General features: G+C 60.5%; 16 protein-coding genes. 8 read left to right on the top strand and 8 right to left on the bottom strand.

The features are described from left to right. The first annotated feature begins 29 nt into the window (after nucleotides 1–29). The 5 genes from gap (at nucleotide 30) to ACP7E0_RS18935 (ending at nucleotide 5,158) form a co-directional block, all read left to right on the top strand. Entirely contained in the window at nucleotides 30–1,040 is a 1,011-nt protein-coding gene (gene gap / locus ACP7E0_RS18955) for a type I glyceraldehyde-3-phosphate dehydrogenase (RefSeq protein WP_113317129.1), read from the top strand. A 4-nt stretch (nucleotides 1,041–1,044) separates the two neighbouring features. Continuing rightward, on the top strand, nucleotides 1,045–1,608 hold the full coding sequence (locus ACP7E0_RS18950) for a putative glycolipid-binding domain-containing protein (protein WP_426126839.1): 564 nt from the start codon (nucleotides 1,045–1,047) through the stop codon (nucleotides 1,606–1,608). Nucleotides 1,609–1,621: 13 nt separating this feature from the next. Further along, nucleotides 1,622–2,821, top strand: a complete 1,200-nt coding sequence (locus ACP7E0_RS18945) for a phosphoglycerate kinase (RefSeq protein ID WP_426126837.1) — start codon at nucleotides 1,622–1,624, stop codon at nucleotides 2,819–2,821. A 218-nt stretch (nucleotides 2,822–3,039) separates the two neighbouring features. Further along, nucleotides 3,040–4,065, top strand: a complete 1,026-nt coding sequence (locus ACP7E0_RS18940; protein ID WP_426126835.1) for a class I fructose-bisphosphate aldolase — start codon at nucleotides 3,040–3,042, stop codon at nucleotides 4,063–4,065. Between the two features lie 172 nt (nucleotides 4,066–4,237). Beyond that, on the top strand, nucleotides 4,238–5,158 hold the full coding sequence (locus ACP7E0_RS18935; RefSeq protein WP_426126834.1) for a PhzF family phenazine biosynthesis protein: 921 nt from the start codon (nucleotides 4,238–4,240) through the stop codon (nucleotides 5,156–5,158). Here ACP7E0_RS18935 and ACP7E0_RS18930 read toward each other — a convergent pair. Beyond that, on the bottom strand, nucleotides 5,155–5,310 hold the full coding sequence (locus ACP7E0_RS18930) for a hypothetical protein (protein WP_113242012.1): 156 nt from the start codon (nucleotides 5,308–5,310) through the stop codon (nucleotides 5,155–5,157). The two genes, ACP7E0_RS18935 and ACP7E0_RS18930, sit on opposite strands and share 4 nt — an antisense overlap. Nucleotides 5,311–5,489: 179 nt before the next feature. Between ACP7E0_RS18930 and ACP7E0_RS18925 the strand changes: the two genes are divergently transcribed. From ACP7E0_RS18925 to ACP7E0_RS18915, 3 genes are all read left to right on the top strand, one after another. After that, nucleotides 5,490–6,770, top strand: coding sequence for an MFS transporter (locus ACP7E0_RS18925; RefSeq protein WP_426126832.1), 1,281 nt, complete (start codon nucleotides 5,490–5,492; stop codon nucleotides 6,768–6,770). Further along, nucleotides 6,767–6,955, top strand: coding sequence for a DUF1192 domain-containing protein (locus ACP7E0_RS18920; protein WP_426126830.1), 189 nt, complete (start codon nucleotides 6,767–6,769; stop codon nucleotides 6,953–6,955). The genes ACP7E0_RS18925 and ACP7E0_RS18920 overlap by 4 nt, the downstream gene beginning before the upstream one ends. A gap of 388 nt (nucleotides 6,956–7,343) precedes the next feature. Further along, nucleotides 7,344–7,862, top strand: coding sequence for a DUF1465 family protein (locus tag ACP7E0_RS18915; RefSeq protein ID WP_426126829.1), 519 nt, complete (start codon nucleotides 7,344–7,346; stop codon nucleotides 7,860–7,862). A gap of 87 nt (nucleotides 7,863–7,949) precedes the next feature. Here ACP7E0_RS18915 and ACP7E0_RS18910 read toward each other — a convergent pair whose 3' ends face one another. The 7 genes from ACP7E0_RS18910 to ACP7E0_RS18880 form a co-directional block, all read right to left on the bottom strand. Continuing rightward, nucleotides 7,950–8,594 carry a CDP-alcohol phosphatidyltransferase family protein gene (locus tag ACP7E0_RS18910; protein WP_426126827.1) on the bottom strand — a complete coding sequence of 215 codons (645 nt, stop codon included), beginning with the start codon at nucleotides 8,592–8,594 and terminating at the stop codon, nucleotides 7,950–7,952. Next, entirely contained in the window at nucleotides 8,591–8,986 is a 396-nt protein-coding gene (locus ACP7E0_RS18905) for a hypothetical protein (RefSeq protein WP_426126825.1), read from the bottom strand. Before ACP7E0_RS18905 ends, ACP7E0_RS18910 begins: the two co-directional genes overlap by 4 nt. Next, on the bottom strand, nucleotides 8,983–9,933 hold the full coding sequence (locus ACP7E0_RS18900) for a phosphatidate cytidylyltransferase (RefSeq protein WP_426126824.1): 951 nt from the start codon (nucleotides 9,931–9,933) through the stop codon (nucleotides 8,983–8,985). Before ACP7E0_RS18900 ends, ACP7E0_RS18905 begins: the two co-directional genes overlap by 4 nt. Beyond that, nucleotides 9,930–10,574, bottom strand: coding sequence for a lysophospholipid acyltransferase family protein (locus tag ACP7E0_RS18895; RefSeq protein ID WP_426126822.1), 645 nt, complete (start codon nucleotides 10,572–10,574; stop codon nucleotides 9,930–9,932). The genes ACP7E0_RS18900 and ACP7E0_RS18895 overlap by 4 nt, the downstream gene beginning before the upstream one ends. 108 nt (nucleotides 10,575–10,682) lie before the next feature. Continuing rightward, on the bottom strand, nucleotides 10,683–11,099 hold the full coding sequence (locus ACP7E0_RS18890; protein WP_426126820.1) for a GFA family protein: 417 nt from the start codon (nucleotides 11,097–11,099) through the stop codon (nucleotides 10,683–10,685). A gap of 167 nt (nucleotides 11,100–11,266) precedes the next feature. Continuing rightward, nucleotides 11,267–11,749 carry an SRPBCC family protein gene (locus ACP7E0_RS18885; protein WP_426126819.1) on the bottom strand — a complete coding sequence of 161 codons (483 nt, stop codon included), beginning with the start codon at nucleotides 11,747–11,749 and terminating at the stop codon, nucleotides 11,267–11,269. Next, nucleotides 11,746–12,075, bottom strand: coding sequence for an ArsR/SmtB family transcription factor (locus ACP7E0_RS18880; RefSeq protein ID WP_426127034.1), 330 nt, complete (start codon nucleotides 12,073–12,075; stop codon nucleotides 11,746–11,748). Before ACP7E0_RS18880 ends, ACP7E0_RS18885 begins: the two co-directional genes overlap by 4 nt. Between the last annotated feature and the right edge of the window lie 15 nt (nucleotides 12,076–12,090).

Here is a 12,090-nt window from a genome sequence, read left to right as displayed (position 1 = left end):
TCGAGACCTTAGACAGGGAGAGACCTGAAATGACTGTAAAAGTTGCCATCAACGGCTTTGGCCGCATCGGCCGCAACGTCCTTCGCGCCATCGTCGAATCCGGCCGCACCGACATTGAAGTCGTTGCCATCAACGATCTCGGCCCTGTCGAGACCAATGCACATCTGCTGCGTTACGATTCGATCCACGGCAAGTTCCCGGCCACGGTTCAGGTCGAAGGCGACACGATCATCGTTGCCGGTGGCAAGCCCATCAAGGTGACAGCGATCAAGGATCCGGCAACCCTGCCGCATGCTGCAATGGGCGTCGATATCGCTCTGGAATGCACCGGCATCTTCACGTCGCGCGACAAGGCTGCCCTGCACCTTCAGGCCGGCGCCAAGCGCGTCATCGTTTCGGCGCCTGCCGACGGCGCTGACCTCACCGTCGTCTTCGGCGTCAACCACAACGAACTGACCAAGGAACATCTGGTCATTTCCAACGCCTCCTGCACGACCAACTGCCTGGTTCCGGTCGTAAAGACCCTGGACGACGTCGTCGGCATCGATCATGGCTTCATGACCACGATCCACTCCTATACCGGCGACCAGCCAACGCTCGACACGATGCACAAGGACCTGTACCGCGCCCGCGCTGCAGCTTTGTCGATGATCCCGACCTCGACCGGTGCCGCCAAGGCCGTCGGCCTCGTGCTCCCGCACCTCAAGGGCAAGCTCGACGGCACCTCGATCCGCGTTCCGACCCCGAACGTTTCGGTCGTCGACTTCAAGTTCGTTGCCAAGCGCGACACGACGGTTGCGGAAATCAACGGCGCGATCAAGGCCGCCGCTGACGGCGCCCTCAAGGGCATCCTCGGCTACACAGACGAGCCGCTGGTGTCGCGCGACTTCAACCATGACAGCCATTCGTCGATCTTCGCCAACGACCAGACCAAGGTTCTGGAAGGCAAGTTCGTCCGTATCCTGTCCTGGTACGACAATGAATGGGGCTTCTCCAACCGCATGGCCGACACGGCCGTTGCGATGGCAAAGCTGATCTAAAGCCATGTTTCGGCGCCCTTCCCTCAAGACGGTACGCTGGCGTCCGCTCGAAGGGGAAGGGCTCGAACACCTGACGATCGGACCTTCCGGGGCGGGGATCCGCGCCTCCAGTGTCCTGATCGGCGAACGCGGCGGCCGCCCCTACGGCGTTCGCTACACCATAGACTGCGATGCGGCCTGGACCGTGATGTCCTTCGGCATCGATACGACCGATGGCCGACGGCTCGCCATGACATCCGACGGCAAGGGACACTGGCGCGCTGCGAGTGGCACCCATCTTCCCGCCTTCGACGGATGTATCGATATCGATCTAGCCGGAACGCCCTTCACCAATACCCTGCCGATCCGCCGCCTTGGCCTGAAGCCGACGGATGGCAAAGCCAAGCTCACCATGCTCTTTGTGCCCTTCGATACGTTCGAGCCTTTTCCCGACGGCCAGAACTATACATGCCTCGAAGACGACCGGCTGTATCGATACGAGGCCGAGGACCGCTCCTTCACCGCCGAACTGCCGGTGGACGAGGACGGGCTGGTGATGGACTATCCCACCATTTTCAAGAGACTATGACCGGAGACCATCCATGACTTTCAAGACCCTCAACGACCTCACCGATATCGCCGGCAAGCGCGTGCTCGTGCGCGTCGATCTCAATGTACCGGTCAAGGACGGTCAGGTGGCGGACGCGACCCGCATCGAACGCATCATTCCGACCATCCGCGAACTCTCCGAAAAAGGCGCCAAGGTCATCCTTCTCGCCCATTTCGGCCGCCCGAAGGGCGAGCCGGTCGCCGACATGTCGCTGTCGCTGATTGCGCCTGCCGTCGAAGACATTCTCGACCAGCGCGTTCACTTCGCTGCCGATTGCATCGGCGAAAAGGCCGCGGCAGCCATTGCCGGCATGAATGACGGCGACGTGCTGCTGCTTGAAAACACCCGCTTCCACAAGGGTGAGGAAAAGAACGATGCCGAGTTCACCAAGGCGCTGGCCGCCAATGGCGACATTTATGTCAATGATGCCTTCTCCGCCGCGCACCGTGCCCATTCCTCGACCGAAGGCCTTGCCCGCCTGCTGCCCGCCTATGCCGGCCGCACCATGCAGGCCGAGCTTGAGGCGCTGGAAAAGGGCCTTGGCAATCCGAAGCGCCCGGTCGTCGCCATCGTCGGCGGCGCCAAGGTCTCCACCAAGATCGACCTGTTGCTGAACCTGGTCAAGAAGGTCGATGCCCTCGTCATCGGCGGCGGCATGGCCAATACCTTCATCGCCGCCCGCGGCACCAATGTCGGCAAGTCGCTGTGCGAGCATGACCTCGCCGAGACCGCCAAGCAGATCATGATCGAAGCAGCGACGGCCGGTTGCGCCATCGTTCTGCCGGTCGACGGCATCATTGCCCGCGAGTTCAAGGCTGGTGCCGACAATGAAGTCGTCGATATCGAAGCGATCCCGGCCGATGCCATGGTGCTCGACGTCGGACCGAAATCGATCGCCGCCGTCAACGAATGGGTGAGCAAGGCCGAAACGCTGGTCTGGAACGGCCCGCTCGGCGCATTCGAAATCGCCCCGTTCGACAAGGCAACGGTCGCCGTTGCCAAACATGCGGCAAGCCGTACCAAGAGCGGCGCTCTCGTTTCGGTCGCCGGTGGCGGTGATACGGTTTCGGCAATGAACCATGCCGGTGTTGCCGATGACCTGACATACGTCTCCACCGCCGGCGGTGCATTCCTCGAATGGATGGAAGGCAAGCCGCTGCCGGGCGTCGATATTCTGCACCAGCAGAAGTAGACGCAAGCGCTTGAACAAACACCAATCGTCTTTTCAACCCCCGGCCCTTGCCGGGGGTTTTTCGTTGCATCGCACCCACTTTTGAATGCAGCGCAAAAATAATCCCAATCTTTCAAACGATTAAATTTATTTTAATCGTTTTAAACAATTTAACTTCCGTTTTCCTTGCCGTATTCTTCTGCTATCCGCGATCCATCAGGACAATCAGGAGAACGCATATGAGCGAAAGACTGGAAGACATTGCAGCCGCCATGGTCGCCACCGGCAAGGGTCTGCTGGCAGCCGACGAATCCACCGCGACGATCGGCAAGCGCTTCGAGACGATCAGCCTGACATCGACGGAAACATCGCGCCGCGACTACCGCGAGATGCTGTTTCGCGCCGACGACGCAATGAAGGCCTATATTTCCGGCGTCATCCTTTATGAGGAAACCCTGTTCCAGAAGGCAGCCGACGGTACCCCGCTCGTCGACATCATCCGCGCCGCTGGTGCCGTTCCCGGCATCAAGGTCGATACCGGCGCCAAGCCGATGGCAAAGTTTCCGGGCGAGACGATCACCGAAGGCCTCGATGGCCTCGCCGCCCGCTTGAAGACCTATTATGACGCCGGTGCCCGCTTTGCAAAATGGCGCGGCGTGATCTCGGTCTCCGATGTGCTGCCGAGCTTCGGCGCCATCAAGGCCAATGCGCAGGCGCTCGCCCGCTACGCCGCTCTTTGCCAGGAAGCCGGGATCGTGCCAATCGTCGAGCCGGAAGTGCTGATGGACGGTGCTCCGGGCAATCATTCGATCGACCGTGCGGAAGAAATCACCGAAGAGACGCTACGCATCGTCTTCGAAGAACTGAGCGACGCGCGCGTCAGCCTCGAAGGCATGATCCTGAAGCCGAGCATGGTCATCGACGGCAAGAAGGCCCGCAAAGCCTCGGTCGCCGAAGTCGCCGAGCGCACCGTCAAGGTTCTGAAGCGCACCGTACCGTCAGCTGTTCCGGGCATCGCCTTCCTTTCCGGCGGCCAAACTACCGAGGAAGCAACGGCGCATCTCTCCGCCATGAAGGCCGGCTACGACCTGCCCTGGGGCATGACCTTCTCCTATGGCCGCGCATTGCAGACCGAGGCACTGGCCGCCTGGAGTGGCAAGCCGGAAAACGTCGCCGCCGGCCAGCGCGCCTTCAGCCACCGCGCCGAGATGTGCAGCCTTGCTGCCAAGGGCGGCTGGAAGAAAGAACTCGAAAAAGCCGCGTAACGTCACAGTTACGGAGGAGAGGAAGCCCGGTTCGCGCAAGCTGCCGGGCTTTTCCTATAGTGCAAAGCACATGATGTTCTTTCGATTGTCTGGGTGACAAAAATCGTGTTCGCATGATCTCCGCCTCGCGCTATCCCTGACACGCGGATCAGCCTGGCCAAGGGAAATCATCATGAACAGCGTTGCCTATGTCACCGTCGATGTCTTCACCAGCGAACGGTTTTCCGGCAACCAGCTTGCGGTCATCCCCGATGCACGCGGTCTCACCGATGCGCAGATGCAGAATATCGCCGCCGAATTCCGCTATTCCGAAGTCACCTTCTTACTGCCGCCGCAAGATCGCGCCAACACGGCACAGGTCCGGATATTCACCCCGGCCATGGAAATCCCGTTTGCCGGTCATCCCAATGTCGGCACGGCCTTCGTGCTTGGCCGCCAGAACGAAATATTCGGCCGACCGGCTGGCGATGTGCTTCGGTTCGAGGAGAAGGCCGGCCTCGTCGAGGCGGCATTGACACGTGATGCTGAAGGACACGTGATAGGCGCGGGCATTTTCGCGCCTCAACCGCTGTCACTCGGGCCGCAAGTCGACAGCGAAACCATTGCCCGCTGCACCTCGATCGAGGTAGCAGCGATTTCGCTTGCGACACACGCCCCCGTTATCGCCTCTGTCGGCCTTCCCTTCGCGGTCGCCGAACTGGCCGATCTCGAAACACTTGGCAAGGCCTGCCCGAACACCGCAGCCTTTGCCGAGGCCGGGCGGCGTTACTCACCGGAAGACGGTCAGTTTGCCCTGTTTCTCTATGTGCGCCAGCCAGAAAACCCGTGGGCTTTGCGCGCCCGGATGTTTGCGCCGCTCGATAACGTCATCGAAGATCCGGCCACCGGCAGCGCCTCCGGTGCTCTGGGCGCGTTATTGACCTCGGTGGTGCCGGACACGGACGCCATTGTCGAGATCACCATCGAACAGGGCGTCGAGATGGCGCGCAGAAGCGTGATCGGCGTGACTGCCGTGAAATCGAACGGGCAGGTTCAGAGTGTCCGGATCGCCGGACAATGCGCCGCAGTCATGAGCGGCTCTATCCTTCTCTAGGGCCGGATCAGCACCGTTATCATCATCACCGCGATCGCAAATACGGCGATCTTCCAGAAATCACTGCGCCGGCGCAGCCCGGGCAGGTTGAGTGGCTTCAACACCTGGATCAGCATTGCCAAAAGCAGGATGACCGTTAACGCTTTCGACATTGTTTTCTCATTTGTTGAAAAGAGCTTAGGGACGCTTACGGCCCGTCACACGCGCGTCACTTTTGCGCGCGATCTGGGTTAGAGCGTCTTTTGCATTGTCACTCAATGAAAAATTCCGGCTGGCAATTGCGCAGGCATGGCCTTAGTTTTGTCGGAGCCCGGGAACCAGCGGATTTCACATGCGAAAAAACCTTCTTCCTGTCGCCGCACTTCTGCTTGGAACGCTGTTTCTCTTCCTTGGGAACGGCCTGCACAGCCTGCTTTTGCCGGTGCGCGGCACGACGGAAGGATATTCGACCACCTTGCTTGGTCTGCTGGGCACCTCCTGGGCCAGCGGCTTCGTGCTCGGCTGCCTGCTTGCCCCGACGATCGTCAAGCGCGCCGGCCATGTGCGCGCCTTCAGCGGCTTTGCCGCCCTTCTCGCCATCATCGCCCTGTTGACCGGCCTTCTGGTCGATCCGATCTGGTGGGTGGTGCTGCGCGCCTTTACCGGCTTTTCGACCGCCGGCACATCGATGATCATCGAAAGCTGGCTGAACGAGCGCGCCACCAATGAAAGCCGCGGCGCGATCTTCTCGCTCTACATCGCCATCACGCTGATGGGCGTCGTCGGCGGCCAGTTGATGATCCCGTTCGGCGACACCGGGGCGACGACATTCTTCATGATCTGCGGCATCGTCTATTGCCTGGCAATGCTGCCGACGCTGCTTTCGACCGCAGCCTCGCCGCAGCCGTTGAAACAGGTGAGCCTCGACCTGCGCGGCCTCTATCGCAATTCGCCGATCTCCTTCCTCGGCATCCTGCTCGTCGGTATCGCCAACGGTGCCTACGGTACGCTCGGCGCCGTGTTCGGCCGCCAGGTCGGGCTCACCGACAGCAATGTCGCGCTGATGATGAGTACGACGATCTTTGCCGGGGCGGTGATGCAGTTTCCCGCAGGCCGGCTCTCGGACATGATCGACCGCCGCTATGTTCTGGCAGCGCTCGCCGCCGTCGCGGCCGTCGCCGGCACGCTGATCTTTCTGATCGAACCAACCCATGTGATCATGCTGATCACCCTCGTTGGCATCTACGGCGCGACGGCCAACGCGCTCTATCCGATCGCCGTTTCGCATGCCAACGACTTTGCGACGCCCGAGGATTTCGTCAAGATCTCCGGCGGGCTGCTTCTGCTTTACGGCATCGGCACGATCATCGGCCCGACCATCGGCGGCCCGATCATGACCGTCACCGGCCCCTACGGCCTGTTCATGATCACCGCTTGCGCCCATGTACTGATCACCGCTTACGCGATCTTCCGCAGCCGCATGCGCGCCGCCGTACCAGCGTCCGAACGCGATGCCTATTCGACGATCAATCCGGGCACGCTGACAACGCCCGAGAGCCTGCAACTGTCGCCGCGGGCAGCTCCGTTCGAAGAGGAACCGAATGGCGAGGAGCCGGAGAGGAAGCCGCAATGAGCCTGTTTGATGATGATCGCCCGAAGAAACAGCTGGCCCATGAGATCGGTTCAGATCTCGCATTGCTATCGGCCGACGAACTTTCCTTGCGCGTCGATTTACTAAAACAGGAGATCAAGCGGCTGGAAGCAGAGCGGGAAAGAAAGTCGGCAAGCAAATCGGCGGCCGAAAGCTTCTTTCGTTAGTAGTTTTCCATTCCGAAGGAAACGTCAGGGCGCCCAGCCATTGAAAACAAGGCAACATTTCGCCCTGATTCTGGCCGTCGAAACACATCATTAAGTATTATAATGTATTACTGAGGCATCCGGATCGCTCTGGACTCAGACATTTCACCATTGGCGAATGGTCTGATTTTTCTCCCTGTTTTACCTTGAGAGCCGCTTTTGCGGCTCTTTTTTTGTCTTTTTTTCCACAACTTGCAGAGAATTGTGGAGATTAACCCTTTCTTAAGAATAGGCTTGCGCGGAATGCGCTATGGGATCATGTTCAAGCTATCAAACGGGCGGCAGGAAACTTTTCGTTAACCCGTCCGTTACCTGACCAAGTCGATGCGTTTAACCAGGGAATCAAACCATGTCCGAACGGGGATTGAATACTGTGAGCTTCGCGGGGCATGCTGCATCTTCGGCGCAGTTCAAGGTGCTGTACGCTGAAGGCATGGGCCTGGTTGAAGAAACGGCAAGCTATCTCGACGGCCCCGGCCGCACCGCATCCAAGGTGCTGCCGCGCATGGCGTCGGTGCTCTATGCAGCCGAATCGATGCGCCTCACCACCCGCCTGATGCAGATGGCGTCCTGGCTTCTGTTGCAGCGCGCCGTCAACAATGGCGAGATGAACCGCGAACAGGTGCTGTCGGAAAAGAACAAGGTTCGGCTCGACAGCTTCAATGTCGATCGCACCGCACCGGGCTGGAACGACCTTCCGGACGGCTTTCGCGATCTGATCGACCGCTCGTTGCGCCTGCAGAACCGCGTCGCCCTGCTCGACCGCGAAATCTACCGCCCGCAGGAAGCCCAGAACTTCCTTCCGGACAACCAGAACGGCGTCAAGGCACAGCTCAACCTGCTGCAGACCGCCTTCGGTACCAACTGATCCCGAAGCCAACAGGCAACCAGATACGTCAAACCCGGCCATTGAGCCGGGTTTTTTGTTCTTAGACGATGCTTGCAGGGTCTAATGTTAGAGCGCGCCTTTCAGACGAAGGACCAATGTCCGGCCACGACGAGCTGCCGTGAGTGCTGCCCCAATGGCAACGATCCACAGCGCCACCATCAGCACCTGATTGTCACCGTTCCACATCGGTTCCAGAATAGAGATGGCAGCAGCCGCCGTGATGGCCGCCATCCGGTGCTGCTTGGCCATCGGACCTGAAAAATCGCTTGGCTGCCCGGTGGCACGGCCGAGTTCGCGGACATAGGCTGTGAGGACGGCAAAGGCACCGGCGGCCCAGCCGAGGCCCGGCATGCCGATGCCATAGCCGACACTGGCAAAGATCAGGAGATCGGCGACGCGATCGGGAAACTCGTTCCAGAACGGCCCGTCCGGCGCCCCCTTGCCTCCTTCGACGGCCACCATGCCGTCGAACAGGTTGCAGAGCAGCCGAAGCTGGCAAAACAGGATCGCCAAAAGCAGGCAGAGTATCCGCAAGCCGCCCGTGCTCTGCCCGGCCAGCACAAATGCGCCACCGGCCAAAGCTGCCGCCACCATACTGGCTTGAGAAATCTGGTTGGGCGTAATCGCCCGTGCTGCCAGCCACCGGGCGATGGTTCCGGCCCATCGGGTGTTGCGGCTTGCCAGCGGCCGCCGGTCGCCTGTCTCGGTCATGATCGCGCACCTCTTCTTCTGGAAACCGAATAATTGTAGATCGCCGCATAGCTGGTCGAGACCAGCAATGGCACCGCGATGGTTTTGGCGATTTCGGGCGTGCCGATCAGCGCATGCAGCGCCGTGAGTAGGCTTGCCGAACCCAGGCATGCGATCAGTGGCGGCGCCCAAAACCGTACGGCGCCGGTAAAGCGCCTGGACAGGGCGTCGATGACGGATTTCAGGAACAGCGTCAGGCAAGCCGACAACGCGCCCTGCAGAAGCCCCGAATAGAGCGGCTGCGGCATGGCATGACCACGATTGGCAAAGACGGCCCAGCCGCCCATCGCCAGAAAGGCGAACAGGACATGCACCGTGCCGCTGCCTGCCAATCGCCTAAACGTTGCCGTCACGACAGCGACCACCAGTAGCGCACGATGTGGAAGAAGATCGGCGCCGAGAAGACGACGGAATCCAGCCGGTCGATCAGCCCGCCATGGCCCTCGATCAGATTGCCCCAGTCCTTGACGCCGCGATCGCGCTTGACCGCCGACATCACCAACCCACCGAAGAACCCCATGATGGTAATGATGAAGGCAAGGACGCCCGCTTGGAACGGCGTAAAGGGCGTGATCCACCACAGCGAGGCGCCGATCAGAGTGGCGCTGATCACGCCGCCGACAAAGCCCTCGACCGTCTTCGACGGTGACAGGTTCGGAGCGATCTTGGTGCGCCCGAACAGCTTGCCCCAGACATATTGCAGCACATCGCTCAACTGCACGACGATCACCAGGAAGGCGATCAGAAGCACGTTGCGCCCTTCATAGCCGGGAATGGTCAGCGTCAGCAGCGCCGGCACATGCGAGGCGCAGAAAACGCAGATCATCAGCGCCCACTGCACTTCGGCAATGCGGATGAGGAACCGCTCGGTATCGCCCCTCAGCACGGAGATGATCGGCATCAACAGGAAGGCATAGACCGGAATGAAGATGGCGAAGATGCCGTACTCTTCCGCCCAGAGCCGATAATACTGGATCGGCAGGACGACGAAGAAGGCCGAGGCCAGCGCCCAGTGATCGGCGCGGCGGGTGTTGATCAGGGTGACGAACTCGCGCAGGGCCGCAAAGGAGCAGAAGGCGAAGAGAACGAGCACCCCGACACGGCCAGCGATGAAAGCGATGCCGATCAGGATGACCATCACCCACCAGGCCTTGATGCGGGCATTGAGATTATCAACCGCGGCATTCGGCCCAGTGACGGCAAAGCGCCGCTGCAGCCCATAGCCGATTGCCGAGGCAAGGATCAGGACGCCGAAAATACCGAAAACCAAGGTCAGAAGGTCGGAGCTTGCCGTATTCATTCGCCGCTTCCCAGAGGTTTAGGAGCCAAGGCCAGAAGGGCTGCCTGCGTTCGCTCAAGAAAGGCGTCCTTGCCCTCGTTGGGCGCGATGCGCAGGGCTTCGCCGAAGGTGACGGTGCAGATCAGCGGGATCGGCACGATCTCGCCCTTCGGCATGACGCGGTTGAGATTGTTGATCCACACAGGCACGAGATCGACGTCCGGCCGTGCCGAGACCAGATGAAAGAGGCCGCTCTTGAAAGGGAGCAGCCGTGCATCCGTCTGGTTCCGCGTGCCCTCGGGAAAGAGGATCAGCGACGAGCCTTCGTCGATCGCCGTGGTCATCAGCGCGATCGGGTCCTGCGTCCGGTTTTCCCGTTCGCGCTCGATCAGCACAGCGTTGAAGACATCATGGCCGATGAACGTGCTGACCTTGGATTTCAGCCAATACTCGGCACCGGCCACTGGCCTCGCCTGTTTTCGCAGCCGCGGCGGCAGCACCGCCCAGACCAGGACAAAATCGCCATGGCTGGAATGATTGGCAAAATAGACGCATGGCCGCGACGGCAGTCCATGCTCCGGCCAGATGGCGCGAACCGCGGTGATCGCGCGGGCAAACAGAACGAAGGCCGCCGCAGCGAACTCCGCAATCATGATCTTCATGCTTATCCCATCCCCGTCAGCTTTGTGACGCTAATGGGAACTCTAGCGGCGGTTGCGCCGTGAGGGAAGCACCATTGACGCTTCCGGTGCAAAGCAGACACCTTATCCTTATGCTGGCGGCATCCTGTCGAATTTCGGCAGATCCGGATCAAGCTGGTCCCAGGCATAGCCGCGCACATGGTAAGTCACCGCTTGCGGTTTGTACCGGCTGGGATCGTCAAGGCTGGCAGCGTGCACCGTGAACAGATCCGGCATTGCCGCAAAGGTCATATAGACCGGCGATCCGCATGTGGGACAAAAGGCGTGACGCTTGATGCCGCCGCTATCGCCAGCAACTTCCCACTCTCTCGCCTCCCCTTCAAGCTTCACATCCTTTCGGCCGGCGAATGTCAGGTAAGAACCGTGTCCGGTGCCGCTCCTGTGCTGGCAATCCCGGCACTGGCACTCGTTCATGAAAATCGGTTCCGCAGTAATTTCGTAACGGATCGCGCCGCAGGCACATCCACCCTTAAAAGCTGTGCTCATCTCTCTTCTCCTCAAGATGCGGTTGAAAGCAAATAGTGCCCGCGCACGGGCTCGCCCGCGACGTATGCGGGTAGACCGGAACCTCAGTTGGCAGCAGCGTTATGATTTCAGTGACGACGCGAGCTGAGCACGGCCGGCTTCAGCAAGCAGGTCCGCACGGGGTATCGTCAATGCAGGGACTTCGTCCCCTCCTGCTCGGCCGCAACCGCGTCCAGGTTTCGGACGACCTTTTTCCAGCCATTGCTCATGTTCTGGTAGGCAACGTCATTCCTCGGAAGCACGAAGCCGGAATGGACAAGCCGGACGCGCGTGCCGCCTTCGACCTTGGTCAGCACCCAGGTCACGACGGTATCGAGCGGCGAGCCGTAGCCGGAATTGCCCGCGTGCCCGCCTTTCCAGGCATAGGCCAGGCGTTGATTGGGAATCACCTGCAGCACCTGACAATGGATGACCCCGTCCCATTCGCCTGATGGTGTCGTCTGATAGGTGAAGTGCGTTCCCTCGACCGCCGCAAATCCCGTCGGGGCCATCAACCAGCGGGCAATCAGGTCGCCGTATGTTAGCGCCTTCCAGATCGTCTCGGGCGCATGCGGAAACACCTCGTCCACCACGATGTCCTGAGTATCGGATTTCAATGCGGCACCGGTCATGGATCGATCTCCTTGAGCAGGGTTCTGAGATTGGCAAAGCGGTCGCGCCAGAACGCGCCATAATGGCCCATCCAGTCGGCCAGCGGCTCGAGACCCTCCGGCCGGGCCCGATAATAGACATTGCGGCCTTCCGGCCGCTCGACGACCAGACCCGCCTGCTTCAACGACTTGAGGTGCTGCGAGATGGCCCCTTGCGTCACGCCGCTGCCGCGCGTTAGTTCGACCACGGATATTTCGTCTGAACCGGCGACGCGCTCGAATACGGCGCGGCGCGTCGGGTCGGCAAGAGTTCGCAGGACAGTGGTGATATTGGCGGCTTCGATCATGATAAACAAATAGCA

It is taken from the genome of Pararhizobium sp. PWRC1-1 (assembly GCF_049897905.1).
In the GTDB taxonomy this organism is placed as follows: Bacteria; Pseudomonadota; Alphaproteobacteria; order Rhizobiales; family Rhizobiaceae; genus Pararhizobium.
Note: the sequence above shows the minus strand (reverse complement) of the source record. Positions and strands in the feature narration are given on the sequence as shown.

What these genes read in the sequence shown, in the direction of transcription:
- ACP7E0_RS18930 (WP_113242012.1), bottom strand. Translation starts at nt 5,310, where the DNA reads ATGTCGAAAGCGTTAACGGTCATCCTGCTTTTGGCAATGCTGATCCAG.
- ACP7E0_RS18880 (WP_426127034.1), bottom strand. Translation starts at nt 12,075, where the DNA reads ATGATCGAAGCCGCCAATATCACCACTGTCCTGCGAACTCTTGCCGAC.
- ACP7E0_RS18925 (WP_426126832.1), top strand. Translation starts at nt 5,490, where the DNA reads ATGCGAAAAAACCTTCTTCCTGTCGCCGCACTTCTGCTTGGAACGCTG.
- ACP7E0_RS18895 (WP_426126822.1), bottom strand. Translation starts at nt 10,574, where the DNA reads ATGAAGATCATGATTGCGGAGTTCGCTGCGGCGGCCTTCGTTCTGTTT.
- ACP7E0_RS18890 (WP_426126820.1), bottom strand. Translation starts at nt 11,099, where the DNA reads ATGAGCACAGCTTTTAAGGGTGGATGTGCCTGCGGCGCGATCCGTTAC.
- ACP7E0_RS18935 (WP_426126834.1), top strand. Translation starts at nt 4,238, where the DNA reads ATGAACAGCGTTGCCTATGTCACCGTCGATGTCTTCACCAGCGAACGG.
- ACP7E0_RS18885 (WP_426126819.1), bottom strand. Translation starts at nt 11,749, where the DNA reads ATGACCGGTGCCGCATTGAAATCCGATACTCAGGACATCGTGGTGGAC.
- gap (WP_113317129.1), top strand. Translation starts at nt 30, where the DNA reads ATGACTGTAAAAGTTGCCATCAACGGCTTTGGCCGCATCGGCCGCAAC.
- ACP7E0_RS18940 (WP_426126835.1), top strand. Translation starts at nt 3,040, where the DNA reads ATGAGCGAAAGACTGGAAGACATTGCAGCCGCCATGGTCGCCACCGGC.
- ACP7E0_RS18900 (WP_426126824.1), bottom strand. Translation starts at nt 9,933, where the DNA reads ATGAATACGGCAAGCTCCGACCTTCTGACCTTGGTTTTCGGTATTTTC.
- ACP7E0_RS18920 (WP_426126830.1), top strand. Translation starts at nt 6,767, where the DNA reads ATGAGCCTGTTTGATGATGATCGCCCGAAGAAACAGCTGGCCCATGAG.
- ACP7E0_RS18950 (WP_426126839.1), top strand. Translation starts at nt 1,045, where the DNA reads ATGTTTCGGCGCCCTTCCCTCAAGACGGTACGCTGGCGTCCGCTCGAA.
- ACP7E0_RS18910 (WP_426126827.1), bottom strand. Translation starts at nt 8,594, where the DNA reads ATGACCGAGACAGGCGACCGGCGGCCGCTGGCAAGCCGCAACACCCGA.
- ACP7E0_RS18915 (WP_426126829.1), top strand. Translation starts at nt 7,344, where the DNA reads ATGTCCGAACGGGGATTGAATACTGTGAGCTTCGCGGGGCATGCTGCA.
- ACP7E0_RS18945 (WP_426126837.1), top strand. Translation starts at nt 1,622, where the DNA reads ATGACTTTCAAGACCCTCAACGACCTCACCGATATCGCCGGCAAGCGC.